Origin of the sequence: Methanosphaera cuniculi, assembly GCF_003149675.1 — an archaeon.
Lineage (GTDB): Archaea > Methanobacteriota > Methanobacteria > Methanobacteriales > Methanobacteriaceae > Methanosphaera > Methanosphaera cuniculi.
Window position 1 is genome coordinate 38,568 of the sequence record NZ_LWMS01000045.1, and the last position, 15,387, is coordinate 53,954.

Genomic DNA, 15,387 nt, shown 5'->3' on the forward strand with positions numbered 1-15,387 from the left:
AAGGGATTAAAACATTACATACAAAAAAAAAATAAAGGATGGTAATAAGAAAATGCTTGATGAAATATATAATAAATCATTAGATAATGAAATAACAAAAGAAGATTCATTAGATCTAATAAATTCAGCAAATCAATTTGAATTATATGATACAGCAGACCAACTACGCCAGAGAATAGTTGGTGATAAAGTAACATATGTTGTAAATAAAGCAATAGATATAACAGACCATTGTATGATAGGATGTAAATTTTGCTCATTTAGAGACAATGAACAATACCATATGACAAATGAAGAAATCTCAGATAGTATAGTACAAGCAAAATCTGTGGGAGCAACAGAAATCTGTCTATTTGGTGGAATAACAAAAGATATGGATATCAACTACTATTGTGATTTAATAAAAACAATTAAAGATGAACATGACATATGCCTACATGCACTTTCACCTGCTGAAGTATATCAAACTGCAATAAATTCAGGAATTAGTACATATGATGCACTAACTCAACTTAAAGAAGCAGGGATGGATACAATGACAGGAGCATCTGCTGAAATACTGGTTGATTCTATACGTCAACAAATATGTCCAAATAAACTAACAACAAGTCAGTGGGCTCAAGTTGTAAAAGAAGCACATGAACTAGGAATACCAACCACATCAACTATTATGTATGGAAGTATAGAAACATGGGAAGATAGAATAGAACACCTATTTTTACTTAAAGAAATCCAGGAAGAAACACATGGATTTACAGAATTTGTACCAATGACATTTCTTGGTGGAAATAATGAACTTGGAAAAATATCAAATGGAGCAACAGGTGTTGAAGATTTAAAACTTCATGCAATATCACGGATAATCTTTAGTGATGTAATACCAAATATTCAGGTATCATGGGTAAAACTAGGACTTAGAATGACACAAGTAGCATTAACTTGTGGTGCTAATGATATTGGTGGAACAATGATTGAAGATAAAATATCAACAGCAGCAGGTGGAGGATTTGGAGGATATTTACCTGTTGAAAAAATACATGAATTAATTGAAGATATTGGACGTATTCCACAAGAAAGAACAACTAAGTATGAAATGATATAAAATCCTTTTTTTCTATTAACCACCTCTTTTTCAACTTTTTTTTTGAAACTATCTTTTTTTGGAAAATATGATTAAAAATAATTAGTTAGAAAAATGTTTTTTTTTTATTTTACTTGAAATATGATTTTATGTTAAATTTAATTTTTATTGAAAAAAAAAGAAAATGATAGAAAAGGGGAGTTGATGTTTTTTTTATTATTTTTTTAGTATTCTGCATTTTTAAGCATTTTTGTTCTTTCTTGTGATGTTAATTCTTCTACTATTTTTTCAGGTTTTCCATGATCTAATAGTTTTCCATCACGCATTAATGCTGCTGTATCACAACATTCAAGTACAAAGTCCATATCGTGTGAAATTATTACAAATGTTTGATCTAGTTCTTCTCGTGCATTTAGTATTGATTCTGTTACTTGACGTCTTGTGATTGGATCCATTGTTCCTGTTGGTTCATCAAGAATTACAATTGTTGGTTCTTTAATTAGTACTTGTGCTATTGCTACTCTGTGTTTTTCTCCTCCACTCATTTGGTCAGGGTATTTTTCAAGTAGTGATGCTGCTTCTTCTTCTGTAAATCCTACTGCTGTTAGTACGTGGATTGATTTCATTTTTGCAAATTCAGGTGGTAAGTCAAGGTTTATTCCATCAGTTAGGTTTCCAAGTATTGTTTTATATGGGTATAAACTGAAGTCTTGGTGTAGTAGTCCAATGTGTTTTGTTGCACGTCCACGATTTGCTAATCCTTTTTTGGACATATCTACCCAGTCATCTCCTATTCTTACTTCAATATCTCCTTCTGATGGTTCAATGAGTCCTGCTATGAGCTTTGAAAGTGTAGTTTTTCCTGCTCCACTTAATCCTACAATACTTGCTATTTCTCCTTCATTTATTGTGAGTGTTACTCCATCTACTGATTTTACAACTCCACGTGATACTGAGAAGTAGTATTTTTTAAGATCTTCCATTTTGATTATTGGTTCTCCAATTTCTACTTCTTCATGTTTTATTACTTGTGGTATTTCTTTTACAAATTCTGGTACTATATCCTCTGGTGTTCCTTCATCTTTGATTTTTCCTTCATCAAGCCATATTACACGGTCTGATAGGTCTTGTATTACTTCAGGCCAGTGTGAGTTTATTACCATTGTAATGTGTTTTTCTTTTACTCCATCAAGTAGTGCATCGTGTATGAGTTGTGCTGTTTTTGGGTCAAGTGTTCCTGTTGGTTCATCAGCTAAAAATAGCATTGGGTTTTTTGCTAGTTGTCGAGCTAGTACGATTCTTTGTTTTTCTCCTCCACTTAGATCACGAGCTATGTGTGTGATTCTATGTTCCATTTTTGTCATTTTGAGAAGTTTTATTGCTTTGTTTATGTTATCTTCATCTCTTTGATTTTCAAATGCTCTCATGATGTTTTGGAGTACTGTTTCTTCTTCATATAGTGCGAATGTTCTTTGGAGCATGATTGATATTCGTCTTTTTACTGCTGCAAATTCTTTTTTGCTACATTTATAGAGGTTTATTTCTTTTGCTTCGAATTTGTATCCATCTTTGTATGTTTCACCTACTTTTGATGGTGCATCTATATAGTCAAATTCTGGGCAGTATGCTACATTGAATATTATATCTCCTTCATCTGGTGCGTAATCCATGATTCCACGTAGCATGTTTAGGAGTACTGATTTTCCTGATCCACTTTTTCCGAGTATTCCAAGTACTTCTCCTTCTTCTATGTTAAGACTTATGTCTTCTAGTACTGTTGTATCATCAAATTTTTTTGTAACATTTTTTACTTCTATAAAGCTCATTTTTCAAACACCTGGTTTTTTTTTGCTTATGTATAATTTATTTTTTCATTGTTTTTAAATTAAAGTTATAAATAATTAGTTCGTTGTAATTCTAACTTTTTATTTTATTATATATTATCTATATTTTTAATTCTTATTATATTAAACGCCTAAATAATTATTAAATTTTAGATTAACTCTAATCAATTTATCATAGTTTATCATAAAATTTTTATTAAACAAACATCATAAATAATATATAATAATATATTATGAGGAAAAAAGAGTAGCACAAAAAAAACTAATTTAAAACATGAAACACTTTTTACATCCTAAAATAAATTCATTATAAAAATGAATAATATTACAAAAATAAATTATATAAAAAACACACAAAATAAAGAAAAATAATATTGGGAGATAATTACAATGCTTACATCTGTACAAAAAGAAATATTACAAAGTCTAATAAACCTATACAGACAATCAAAATGTACCTCTGTAAAATGTGAAAACATTGCAGATCTCATGGGAAGAAACTCCGGAACAATCAGAAATCAAATGCAATCACTAAGAAGCCTAGGCTTAGTTCAAGGAGTACCAGGACCACGTGGAGGATATAAACCAACACTTGAAGCATACCAAACACTAAACATTGTAAATGATCCATGTGAAATACACGTACCAATATACATAAATGGAGAAGTAGTATCAGATATCTCAGTAAATAAAATAGAATTCACAAGTATTCTAAGACCAGGAGACTGTGAAGCAACAATATCAGTACTTGGAGATATAAAACAACTAGACTTAGATGATGAAATAAAAATAGGACCAACACCAGTAAACAACTTAACAGTACTTGGAAAAATCATAGGACGAGATGATGTAGATAATGTACTACTTATCAAAACAAAATCAGTACTAAGTGTACCAAATGCAAAAGCAATAGACTTGGCATCATCAGATGTAAAAACAGTAGATACAGATATGTCATTACTTGATATATGTAAACTCCTAACAGATAACAATATAAATAATACTCCAGTAATTGAAGATGATAAGATTGTAGGAGTAATAAATGAAAATGATATAATAAAAGCTGTAGCATTTGAAAATCTAGATAAAAAAGCTGCTGATATAATGAGTACAGCAATACTTACAGCAAAAGATAACATAAACTTAAATACAGCAATGGACTTACTACAACAAAATAATGTATCACTTATAATTTTAATAGATAATGATGAAAACATATCAGGAATACTAACTTTTACAGATATATTAAAAGCATTTATATCATTTTTAAACTAAAAAAAGGAAATTATTTAAAACTTGACCCTAAAAATCCTTTTTTTTAATAAAATATCACCACCATTTACATAAAAAAATAAAACAATTCTTTTTAATAAAAAATAAATATATTTCAAAAAAAAATAAGGAGACTTAAGATAATCATGCAAGTTAAACATTTAGAAATAACAGAAAATATGACAATAAATGAATTCATAAAACAACTTGATGAATCAGGAGTATTGGGAGCTGGACGAATTGCACATGCAACAAATCTACTTGCTGATTCTATAAAAGATCCGGACACACAAGTATTTCTAAGTCTAGCAGGACCTATGATTCCGGGGGGTTTACGTAAAATTGTACGAGATCTTGTGGCAAACAAACAAGTTGATCTTATAATATCAAGTGGAGCAAACTTAACTCATGACTTAGTTGAAGCATTTGGAGGAAATCATTATAAATCAACAGGAGAAGATGATGAAGTACTACAAGATAGTGGAATGGGAAGAATAGCAGATATATACACACATGCTGATGATTTTGAAGTATTTGAAGAAGAAATACAGAAAATATTTGCAGATATAAACCAAGAATATAAACAACTATCAATCCAGGAATTTATTTATGAAATAGGACTAAGAATTGATGATGATGAATCATTTATTAAAATGGCAGCAGAAAATAATATACCAATATTTGCACCAGGAATAATAGATTGTATGATAGGATTACAACTCTGGATATATACTCAAGATCATGATTTTATCCTTAGTGCAGCAGGTGATATGACCTATTTATCAGATTGTGTATTTAAATCAAAACATGTAACAGCATGTATGCTTGGTGGAGGTCTTCCAAAACATTACACACTAGCATCAAACATACTAACTGGTGGAATTGATGCAGGAATTCAAATAACACTAGATCGAAGTGAAGGTGGAAGTCTTAGTGGTGCACCACTTGAGGAAGCTAAATCATGGGCAAAAGCAAAGAAAGGTTCAAATCTTGTAACAGTAATAGGAGATGCTACAGTGCTATTTCCACTTATCGTAGCAGGAGCACTTGATAAAATAAAAATTTAAAAAAGAGTAGTAATTAGCTCTATTTTTTTATTTTAATGATTATAAGTGGAGTTTAGATTTAATGATATTTGATATTATATGTTTTTCCTTATCTGGAATATTTATGAAGTTATCAGATGAGCTTATGGATGTAAGTCATAATAAATTTTTATCAGTATTGTCTGATATTTTATGTGTTATTGTTACACTACTTGTATCTGTTGTTAATGGTGATGCTGCATGTATATTTTTAAGTATTCTTATTGGTACTGCATTTGCTCATAAAGTTGATAGTATTAATCATATAATAGCAGCGATACTATTTGTTGTAATACTTTTCATATCAGGTTTTCCACATTTTAGTTTGATATGTCTGATTGTTTGTACTATTGCAGCATATATTGATGAGCGTGGAAATGATATTTCTGATAAAAAAGAAAAAGAAGGTGATGATACAGGTTTTATCTACACATTCTTTAAATACCGTTATACTATGAAACTTGCAGTACTTGCATTTTCTGTTATTGGTATTGCTAATATGTATCTTCCAGGTAGTATGTTTATGAATTTTAGTTTTAATCCTTTAACTTTTATTTATTTCTACTTGTTTGATATTTGTTATGAGTTTGTTGGCTCATATTATAATACTATTAATAATACTTTTAAAAAAAAGCTAGATTAGATCATATTTATTAGATCTTCTAGTGTTTGTTGTGGATTATCTGAGTTATATATACTTCGTCCTATAATAGCTGCATCTGCATATTTTAGTGTATCTTGGATTTTTCCACCTTGAACTCCTACACCTGGTGATATAATAAATGCTTCATCACCAACAATTTCTCTTATTTTTGCAAGTCTATCAGTCTTTGTTGCTGGTGCTACGTAGTTTTTTATTCCCATATCTACTCCCATTTGTGCAATTTCTTCAGCTACTGGTTTTAAGAATCGATCAGCTCCAGGGTGTGACATTTCTGTAAGAAGGAATATTTCCTTATTATTTTTTTCAGCCATATTTTTAGCAGCTAGTACACTGTCATCTCCTGTGAAACCATGTACTATTATTGAGTCTGCTCCCCAGTTTAGTGTTGTGTTTACTATTTTTTCGTTGGTTGCATCGATATCTGCTACTTTAAAGTCTGCTATTATTTGTACGTTGTAGTCATCTTTTATTTGTTGTATTATTTGAGGTCCTAGTGCTAGTGTTATAGGATATCCTATTTTTATTGTGTTAAGATATGGTGTGGTTTGATCTAGTATTTTGTAAGCTTCATCTTTATCTTCTACATCTAATGCTAGTATTATTTGGTTTTTTACTTTCATGTTTATTATTTCTGTTTTTTGTTATTGAAAAATATTTTTTTTAGATTTTATATTTTTCTTTTATGAATTTAGGTTTAACTAATAATATAACTATTTTTTAATTTTTATTAACTATTACCGTTTAGTTTTATGAATAACTTACTATTTATTATTTAAATACTTATAAAAGAATATTCTATTTTTGAATATTATCTATTCAATTTAATTTTACTTTTTTTCAGAAATGTTTATATAATAAATACAATAAATTATTAAATATTGGTTTAATAGATTTCAATTAAAAAATATATTAAAATAAAAATCAAGTAAAAAAACTAATTAAAAAATATATAATTGGAGGATTATCATGCACATTATGGAAGGTTACTTGCCTCCTGAATGGTGTGCTGTATGGTATATACTAGCAATCCCTGTAGTTATCTATGGATTAATATCAATTAAAAGAGCAGTAGCAGAAACTGATCAAGCTAAACCATTATTAGCATTAGCTGGTGCATATATGTTTATATTATCATCACTAAAAATGCCATCAGTAACTGGAAGTTGTTCACATCCATGTGGTAACGGATTAGGTGCAGTATTATTTGGTCCTGCAGCAACCTCAGTATTAGCAGTAATCGTACTTTTATTCCAAGCTATCCTTCTTGCACACGGTGGACTAACAACCTTAGGTGCAAATATAATGTCAATGGGTATTATAGGACCTGTTTGTGGTTGGTTAGTATGGAAAGGATTAAGAAAAGCAAATGTATCAGGATCAATATCAATGTTCTTCACAGCATTTGTAGCAGATTTATTAACATATGTAATGACAGCAATTGAATTATCATTAGCATTCCCAAAACCTACATTCGTATCAGCATTTACAACATTCTTTGTAATATTTGCTATTACACAAATACCACTTGCTATTGCAGAAGGTATACTTACAACAATCATCTATGACTACATATTCAAAGAAAGACCAGATATTCTTGTAAAATTACATATTATATCACAAGAAGATGTATCAAAAGCACAACTTAATGCAGGAGTTAATTAAAATGGTTCAAGCAAAAACAATAATTGGATTAATAATTGTAGCAATTCTTATCGTTTTACCTCTTGCACTTTATAGTGGACACGGTGAAGATGATGGATACTTTGGAGGATCAGATGACCAAGGTGGAGAAGAAATTGAAAAAATGGATCCTGGATATGAAGTTTGGGCACAACCAATTTGGGAACCACCTAGTGGAGAAATTGAAAGTCTAATCTTCTGTCTTGAAACAGCTATCGGATCAATCATCTTAGGTTATGTCTTTGGATACTGGGGAGGACAAGATAAAGCTAAAAAAGGAAAAAATTAAAAAGAAAAGATTAAAAAAAAGAAGAAATATTTAATTCTTCAATAAAATATTAATCTTTTCTTTTTTTTTTAAAAAAAATATAAATAAAATAAATTAAACTCAGTAAGAAGGTGAGTATTTATGTCAATATTTGAAGACACATTGGATTACTATTCAATGAATAATAAACTAACAAACAGTAATATCTATTATAAAACAATATTTGCACTTAGTATACTTATCATCAACCTATTTGCTAACTCACCAATAGCCCCAATATTTATACTAATTTTTTGTTCAATTTTAACAGTATATGTTGCAGGAATATCTAAAAAATTCTACCTGACATTTCTAGCAGTACCATTTGCATTTGCATTTATAACAGTAATATTTATGGCATTCTTCTTTGGTTCAGGATCACAAATATGGTCACTTGGAATCTTTGGATGGGGTGTTACAGCAGATGGTTTAAATCGTGGTGTTTTAGTATTTTTCAAAGTAATGGGAGGTTTTTCAGCCTTAGCATTCTTAATACTTACAACTCCTGCAAATAATGTATTTAAAGTATTTGATGATATGCATTTTCCTAAAATATTCACAGATTTAGCAATACTAATATATAGATATATATTTGTATTTCTTGATGTTACAAATACAATGTATAATTCCCAGAAAACAAGACTAGGATATTCAACCTATAAAAGTTGGCTTAGATGTCTTGGAGAACTAGCTGGAATGATATTTATAAGAACATGGGAACAAGGAGAAACATCATACCAAGCACTAGCTGCACGTGGATATACTGGAGAACTTAACTTTGTACATGTAGGTTCATCAATTCATGATATACCATTAACACACTGGGTAGCATTAATAATATTCCTAGTAGGATTATGTTATTTCATATATATTACAGGTTCAATAAATGTAGTACCCTATCTAATACATCCATAAAAATACTATTAAAGTGGGAAATCATATATTAATATAATAAAACATCTACAAAAAAAAGATAATAGTAAAAAATTCATAAAAAAAATACAATATTAAAAAGAAAAAAATAAAAAATATAGAAGGCTTTTCTAATGAAAGATATAATACTTGAAACAAAAAATCTAGGATACAAATACCCAGATGGAACAGAAGCACTCACAGATATAAATCTTAAAATCTATGAAGGCGATATGATTTCATTAATGGGACCTAATGGAGCAGGAAAAAGTACACTTTTCTTCCAATTTAATGGAATATTTGAACCAACAGAAGGAACAGTGGAAATTGAGGGTGAAACACTAAAATATGATAAAAAAAGTTTACTTAAAGCTAGATCAAAAGTAGGAATTGTATTTCAAAATCCTGATGATCAATTATTTGCACCAACAGTACTTGAAGATGTATCATTTGGACCTATGAATATGGGACTATCAGAAGAGGAAGTTAAAAGACGATCAATGGATGCACTAGAAAAAGTAGGAATGGATGAATATGTAAATAAACCACCACACCATCTTAGTGGAGGACAAAAAAAACGTGTTGCAATAGCAGGAATACTTGCAATGAAACCAAAAATAATGGTACTTGATGAACCAACAAGCGGACTAGATCCAAATGGTGCATCAAACATAATGCAACTATTATATGATCTTAATGAAGAAGGTATGACAATTATCATATCAACACACGATGTAGATCTTGTACCAATATATTCTGATGATGTAAAAGTACTATCAAAAGGAAAACTTATTAAAGAAGGAACATGTGAAGAAATATTCGCAGATCTTGATGTTATAGAACGTGCAAATCTACGTCTTCCATGGATAGCACAACTATTTGAACAACTCTCTCAACATGATCATATTGAATTTGAATACAAAGGATATCCATTAACAGTAAAAGATGCACATACTGCAATACTAAATTATATAGATGAGCATAAAACTAAATAAAGTAGTGTAAATTATATTTTTAAGAAGAATTATAACTTTTTTCTTCTTTTATTTTTTTTTTTAATATGAAAACTAACATGAAAAAATTATAATTTGATATAATCCTTTTTTTTAACCTAAAAAAATTACTTATTTTTTTTTAACTATCAAATAATAAGCAAACATTACATCTTTTTTTTTAAGTTAAGTTTATTATAATTTTTAGTTAATCTAATTTTATTTTATAATGTATTAATCAATTAATTAAATTATAATGATAATTATTTATTTATATATGAATATAGTTAATATATTAACTAGAATTTAAAAAATTAATACAAGAAAAAAAAATACTAGATGATAAAAGAAAATAATTAAATCTAAAAAAAAATATTAATCTTCTAAAAAAAATATAACCACCCTTAAAAAGCATATTTTTCATTTAGACTATTACCAAAAAAAAATATTTAATAAAAATAAAAGTAGTTGAATAAAAATAAAATACTTATCAGAAAAAAAATAACTAGAAATGGAGGCTTAAAACAAGATGATAAACACACCAATAGATGTAGATTATTTCCAGAAAATAATAAACAAACTTGAAACACAAGTAGACTATGCAGATATCAGAGTAGAAGATTTACAATCTAACACTATAATCATGAAAGATGGTAAAATTGACAATGTAGATAGTGGAATAAACTATGCTGTAGCAATACGAGTACTAAAAAATGGAGCATGGGGATCAGCATATACAACAGAACATGAAAAGGTTGAAGATATAGCAACAAAGGCAACAACACTAGCAGCACACTTAAAAAGTGATGTGAAACTAACACCACCAGATCCACAAGAAGACATAGTAACATCAGATGCAAAGATCAAAATAGATGATGTAACATTTGATGAAAAAATAGATGCAATGAAAGATGCAAATCAAGCAGCACAACTTGATGAAATACAAAGTACCAACATCGTCTACTCAGAATCACAATCAACAAGCCTCCTTTTAAGTACTGAGGGAACAAATATTCTATCTGAAAACAATAGAACACTCATGTCAATGAACACAGTAGCAAACAATGGAGAAGTAATGCAAATAGGACATAAAAGCTTAGGTGCTGTAGGTGGATTTGAAGTAGTAGCAGATGCAGATCTTGAAGTATTTGGACGTCAAATTGCAGAAAAAGCAATAAATCTACTTGATGCAAAAACACCACCAAGTGGAAACTTCCCTGTAATACTTGATCCTGAACTTGCAGGAGTATTTATACATGAAGCATTAGGTCATGCATCAGAAGCAGATATAATACTACAAAATGATTCAATACTAAAAGGAAGATTAGGTGAAAAAATAGGATCAGATCTAATAACAGTAGTGGATGATGCAAGTTGCAAACAAGGATTTGGATACTATGCATATGATGTAGAAGGAACAAAAACAAGCAAAAATGTACTTGTAGAAAATGGAGTATTAAAATCAGTTCTCTCATCACGTGAAACAGCAGAAAAACTAGGACGAAAATCCAGTGGAAATGCAAGATGTCCATTAGGAGATCAAACCATAGTACGTATGAGTAACACATATATACAACCTGGAGATTCATCATTTGATGAATTAATTGAAGGAATACATGATGGAATATATCTTAAAGGATCACGAGGAGGTCAAGTAGATACTGGACGTGGAGTATTCCAATTTAATGCAGTAGAAGCATATACAATAAATAATGGAGAATTAGGTGAACACATACGTGATGTATCACTATCTGGAAGCACACTTGATATATTAAATAATGTTGAAGGTGTAGGATCAGACTTTGCATTAAGTGTTGGATTCTGTGGAAAAGATGGACAAACAGCACCAGTAGGAGATGGAGGACCACATATTAAAGTATCAAAAGCAACAGTAGGAGGAGTACAGTAAACAAAACATTAAAAACTTCTCTAATAATTATATATAATTTACAAAACTAAAAAAAAGTGAAATCAAATAAGATTAATCTAAAAAACCAATTTATAAAACTTAAAAAGTATAGGGAGCAGATTAAAATGAAATTACCTCAAATACCAACACCTGATGAAATGATAGACAAAGCATTTAACCGTGCAAGTCGTGCAGCATCAAAAGTAAGAAGTTCTAAACTACATCCACGTGTAAAAGGAAAAAGAATTGAAGAAGTACGTGTAGATACAGCATGTGATGTAATAAATGCAACATTTAACCGTATAATAACAGAAACACCAATACTTGAAGAATTACCAGAATTCTATCAAGACTACATAGATATTGTAGTAGGAATAGATCAATATAAACACTCACTAGGAGCAGTATTCTGGGCACTTGGAATACTAAAACAAATACAAGCACAATATACAAGTAAAATCAGAAAATCAGATTCACTAAGTGCAATACCAATACGAAAAGAAGCATATGGACGAATAGTATCAGTTGTAAAAAGAATAGAAGATGAACTAGACTTCCTAGACTTTGCAAAACGAGAACTTAAAAACATGCCAAACATCAACTTCAACGCAACACGGGCAGTTATTGCAGGATTCCCAAACGTAGGAAAATCAACACTACTTGGAAATATTGCAGATGCAAGTCCAAAAGTTGCAAACTATCCTTTCACAACACAAGGACTTCAAATAGGAAATTATGAAAAAGACTTCAGAAAATACCAAATAATTGACACTCCAGGTCTTCTTGATCGTTCAATTGATGATATGAATGAAATAGAACTTAATGCTATAGCAGCACTAGAACACTTAGGAAATGTAATTATCTACATATTTGATCCATCAGAAACATCAGGATATGCAATGGAAAATCAATACCTACTTTATGAGGAAATTAAAAAAGTATTTGAAACACCAATGATCTGTTTATTTAACAAAACAGACCTACTTGATGATGATACAATAATTGAAGAATACTCTAAAAAAATAGAAGATCCAATTTTTAAAACAAGTATAAATGACCTAAGTGAAGTAGAAAATGTTAAAAATCTAATTGAAGAAATAGCAAAAGAAAACGAAAACAAAGAATATGAAGAAAAATACAAATTAAGACACCCAAGAAAAGCACAAAACTAGGATAAAAAAATGAATATTCTTTCCTTAACCACCATATTTAATTTTTTTTTAACTTTTTTTTATAATTAAATTAAATAATTAATCATATTTTTTAATATATTCTCATAAAATTTGGAAATCTTTAAATAATAAAATGTTAAAATATTAATTATCAAATCAAATAGGGGAAAAATAATGACAGATAAAAATATAGATAAAAAAGACGAAACAACAAACGATGAACCAGTAACAGAAGAAACCAAAACAACAACTAATGTTGAACCAAAAATAGTAGAAACTAAAACAACAACAACTGATGATGAATCTTCATGTAAATGTGATGAAAGTGCAGATACTTGTGGATGTGATGATGAAGATAAAGATGATAATAAAACAGAATCACACAAAGTAAAAGTAGAATATGAAGTATATGGAAATGAAATGCGTGATGAAGCTAAAAAAACTGTAGATGGAATTATAGGTGACATCTTCTCAACACTTAAATCAAAACAAGATGAATTTAACAAAACAATGGGTGACATCAGATCAAACAAACCACAATTTGATGTTTTCACAACATCAGAAGATTTAATTGTAAAAGTAGACCTACCACGTGTTAAAAAAGAAGATATAGAACTTAAAGTATCAACAGAAGCAATAGAAGTAGATGCAACTTTCCCAGATGATCTTAAAGAATATGAAAATATAAAAATCATCAGACGTGATAGATGCTATGGTGAAACTAAACTTTTAATACCACTACCTGAAGAAGTTGCAATAAATGAAGTAAAAGCAACATTTGAAGATAATGTACTTACAGTAGCAATTCCTAAAATACGTGGAAGAAAAGTAAGTGTGGATATAGAATAAAAAGAAACTTAGGAATAAATACAAAATTCCTATATTTTTTTACCTTTTTTTTTAACATGAAAAATCTTTTTTTTTAAATTAATATTTTTTTTTATTAATATAATAATACTAATAATTTTTAGATTAACTAAAATTTAGATTATATATGTAGAAGTTCATGATGAAATACTACTTTTTTTTAATTTAGTAAATGAATATGTATTTTAATTAATGTAATGGATAATTTATGTAATAGCATATACTAACTTTAGTTTTATTTTATCAACTAATTTTATTTTATTACCATTAGTATAAATTGTGTAATATTCTTTTTCATATTATAATATTTTAAAAAATAATAAATACTATAATAATAGATTATATAAACATATAGCTAAAAAAAATAAAAAAAGCGTTATAAAAAAATAGTTTAAAAAAAAATGAAATCAAATAAGGAGTATCATTAAAATGACACAAGATTTAAATAATGAAATGAAATCAGATTGTCCTGTATGTGGAGGAGAATCAACACTAATTGTAACAAACAAAACAGATAATATACCATACTTTGGAAATATACTTGAAACAGCAGTAAGATGTGAAAAATGCGGATATCAATCAGCAGACAATATATGTTTAGATCATCATGATCCTGTAAGATACACACTTGAAATAGGCAAAGATAAATTAAATACAAGAGTTGCAAAATCACAAACAGCAACTGTACAAATACCAGAACTAGGACTAAAAGTAGAACCAGGAGCAAAATCACAAGGATATGTATCAAATGTTGAAGGAATATTAAACCGATTTGAAGATGCAATACAAAGAGTACTACTTATGGATAATGAAGATCCACAATCTGTAAAAGAAAATGCATTAAATATCATGGATATTATAGAATCAATCAAACTAGGTGAAATGACAACAAAACTAATAGTTGAAGATCCATTTGGAAACAGTATAATCGATGATGATGATGCTAAAAAAGAAAAATTAACACCTGAAGAAGTTGAAAAATTAGAAACAGGATTTACAATAATAAACCAAGATGAAGAACCAATACCATAAAAAAAAATTATAAAAGGATAGTGATTAAAGATGGATGTATCAGAAGCAATAGAAAAAAGATATAGTGTACGAGGATATAAAGACAAACCAGTAGAAGATGAAAAATTAGACTTAGTACTAAAAGCAGCACAACTAGCACCAACAGGAGTAAATAGTCAAGCATTCAAAGTATATGTTATAGATACAAAAAAACATAGAGAAGAACTACTTGCTGTATATCCACAAGAATGGCTAGTTGAAGCACCATATGTACTAGCAGTAGTAAGCCGTGCAAATCATGCATGGACTAGACCATGGGATGCTAAAAATATTAATGAAATTGATGCAACAATAGTAATGGATCATATGATACTACAAGCAACAGAACTAGAACTTGGAACATGTTACATAGCAGCATTTCTTGAAAGACCATTAATAAAACTATTAAATCTTGATGCAGAGTATCATCCAGTACTTATAACACCACTAGGATATCCAGATGCAAAACCACGTGAAACTGGTCGAAAACCAATCATAGAACTAGTAGAACGCATATAAAACTAGTAGAACCTATATAATAATTCACCACCT

Annotated in this window: 15 protein-coding genes; 13 read left to right on the top strand and 2 right to left on the bottom strand. The window is 29.1% G+C overall.

Going from position 1 to position 15,387, the window contains the following annotated elements; genetic code table 11:
- Window positions 1-52 precede the first annotated feature (52 nt).
- Window positions 53-1,102, top strand: coding sequence for a 5-amino-6-(D-ribitylamino)uracil--L-tyrosine 4-hydroxyphenyl transferase CofH (gene cofH / locus MSCUN_RS07195; RefSeq protein WP_095608213.1), 1,050 nt, complete (start codon window positions 53-55; stop codon window positions 1,100-1,102).
- Window positions 1,103-1,305: 203 nt separating this feature from the next.
- Here the strand turns inward: cofH and atwA are convergent, their stop codons facing one another.
- The gene (gene atwA, locus MSCUN_RS07200) at window positions 1,306-2,907 is read right to left on the bottom strand and encodes a methyl coenzyme M reductase system, component A2 (RefSeq protein WP_095608214.1); all 1,602 of its coding nucleotides are present in this window, start codon (window positions 2,905-2,907) and stop codon (window positions 1,306-1,308) included.
- 408 nt (window positions 2,908-3,315) lie between these two features.
- Here atwA and MSCUN_RS07205 point away from each other — a divergent pair, with 408 nt between their 5' ends.
- From MSCUN_RS07205 to MSCUN_RS07215, 3 genes are all read left to right on the top strand, one after another.
- The gene (locus MSCUN_RS07205) at window positions 3,316-4,200 is read left to right on the top strand and encodes a CBS domain-containing protein (protein ID WP_095608215.1); all 885 of its coding nucleotides are present in this window, start codon (window positions 3,316-3,318) and stop codon (window positions 4,198-4,200) included.
- A 143-nt stretch (window positions 4,201-4,343) separates the two neighbouring features.
- Window positions 4,344-5,264, top strand: a complete 921-nt coding sequence (locus MSCUN_RS07210) for a deoxyhypusine synthase (RefSeq protein ID WP_095608216.1) — start codon at window positions 4,344-4,346, stop codon at window positions 5,262-5,264.
- A gap of 61 nt (window positions 5,265-5,325) precedes the next feature.
- Window positions 5,326-5,925: a hypothetical protein gene (locus MSCUN_RS07215; RefSeq protein ID WP_095608217.1), complete on the top strand. Its 600-nt coding sequence runs from the start codon at window positions 5,326-5,328 to the stop codon at window positions 5,923-5,925.
- Here the strand turns inward: MSCUN_RS07215 and pyrF are convergent.
- Window positions 5,922-6,566, bottom strand: a complete 645-nt coding sequence (pyrF, locus tag MSCUN_RS07220) for an orotidine-5'-phosphate decarboxylase (RefSeq protein ID WP_095608218.1) — start codon at window positions 6,564-6,566, stop codon at window positions 5,922-5,924. The genes MSCUN_RS07215 and pyrF overlap by 4 nt on opposite strands.
- A 346-nt stretch (window positions 6,567-6,912) precedes the next feature.
- Here pyrF and cbiM point away from each other — a divergent pair, with 346 nt between their 5' ends.
- From cbiM to MSCUN_RS07265, 9 genes are all read left to right on the top strand, one after another.
- Entirely contained in the window at window positions 6,913-7,608 is a 696-nt protein-coding gene (gene cbiM / locus MSCUN_RS07225) for a cobalt ECF transporter S component CbiM (RefSeq protein WP_095608219.1), read from the top strand.
- A gap of 1 nt (window position 7,609) precedes the next feature.
- Entirely contained in the window at window positions 7,610-7,915 is a 306-nt protein-coding gene (locus tag MSCUN_RS07230; RefSeq protein WP_109583034.1) for an energy-coupling factor ABC transporter substrate-binding protein, read from the top strand.
- 120 nt (window positions 7,916-8,035) lie between these two features.
- Window positions 8,036-8,848, top strand: a complete 813-nt coding sequence (cbiQ, locus tag MSCUN_RS07235) for a cobalt ECF transporter T component CbiQ (RefSeq protein WP_095608221.1) — start codon at window positions 8,036-8,038, stop codon at window positions 8,846-8,848.
- Window positions 8,849-8,979: 131 nt separating this feature from the next.
- Entirely contained in the window at window positions 8,980-9,840 is an 861-nt protein-coding gene (locus MSCUN_RS07240; RefSeq protein ID WP_095608222.1) for an ATP-binding cassette domain-containing protein, read from the top strand.
- Between the two features lie 526 nt (window positions 9,841-10,366).
- Window positions 10,367-11,746: a TldD/PmbA family protein gene (locus MSCUN_RS07245; RefSeq protein WP_180738331.1), complete on the top strand. Its 1,380-nt coding sequence runs from the start codon at window positions 10,367-10,369 to the stop codon at window positions 11,744-11,746.
- Between the two features lie 125 nt (window positions 11,747-11,871).
- Window positions 11,872-12,918, top strand: a complete 1,047-nt coding sequence (locus tag MSCUN_RS07250) for an NOG1 family protein (RefSeq protein WP_095608223.1) — start codon at window positions 11,872-11,874, stop codon at window positions 12,916-12,918.
- A gap of 174 nt (window positions 12,919-13,092) precedes the next feature.
- Window positions 13,093-13,767 (top strand): Hsp20/alpha crystallin family protein, encoded by a 675-nt coding sequence (locus MSCUN_RS07255; protein WP_095608224.1) that lies wholly within the window; start codon window positions 13,093-13,095, stop codon window positions 13,765-13,767.
- A 447-nt stretch (window positions 13,768-14,214) separates the two neighbouring features.
- Window positions 14,215-14,817: a ZPR1 zinc finger domain-containing protein gene (locus MSCUN_RS07260; protein ID WP_170104110.1), complete on the top strand. Its 603-nt coding sequence runs from the start codon at window positions 14,215-14,217 to the stop codon at window positions 14,815-14,817.
- Between the two features lie 30 nt (window positions 14,818-14,847).
- The gene (locus MSCUN_RS07265) at window positions 14,848-15,354 is read left to right on the top strand and encodes a nitroreductase family protein (protein WP_095608226.1); all 507 of its coding nucleotides are present in this window, start codon (window positions 14,848-14,850) and stop codon (window positions 15,352-15,354) included.
- Window positions 15,355-15,387 lie beyond the last annotated feature (33 nt).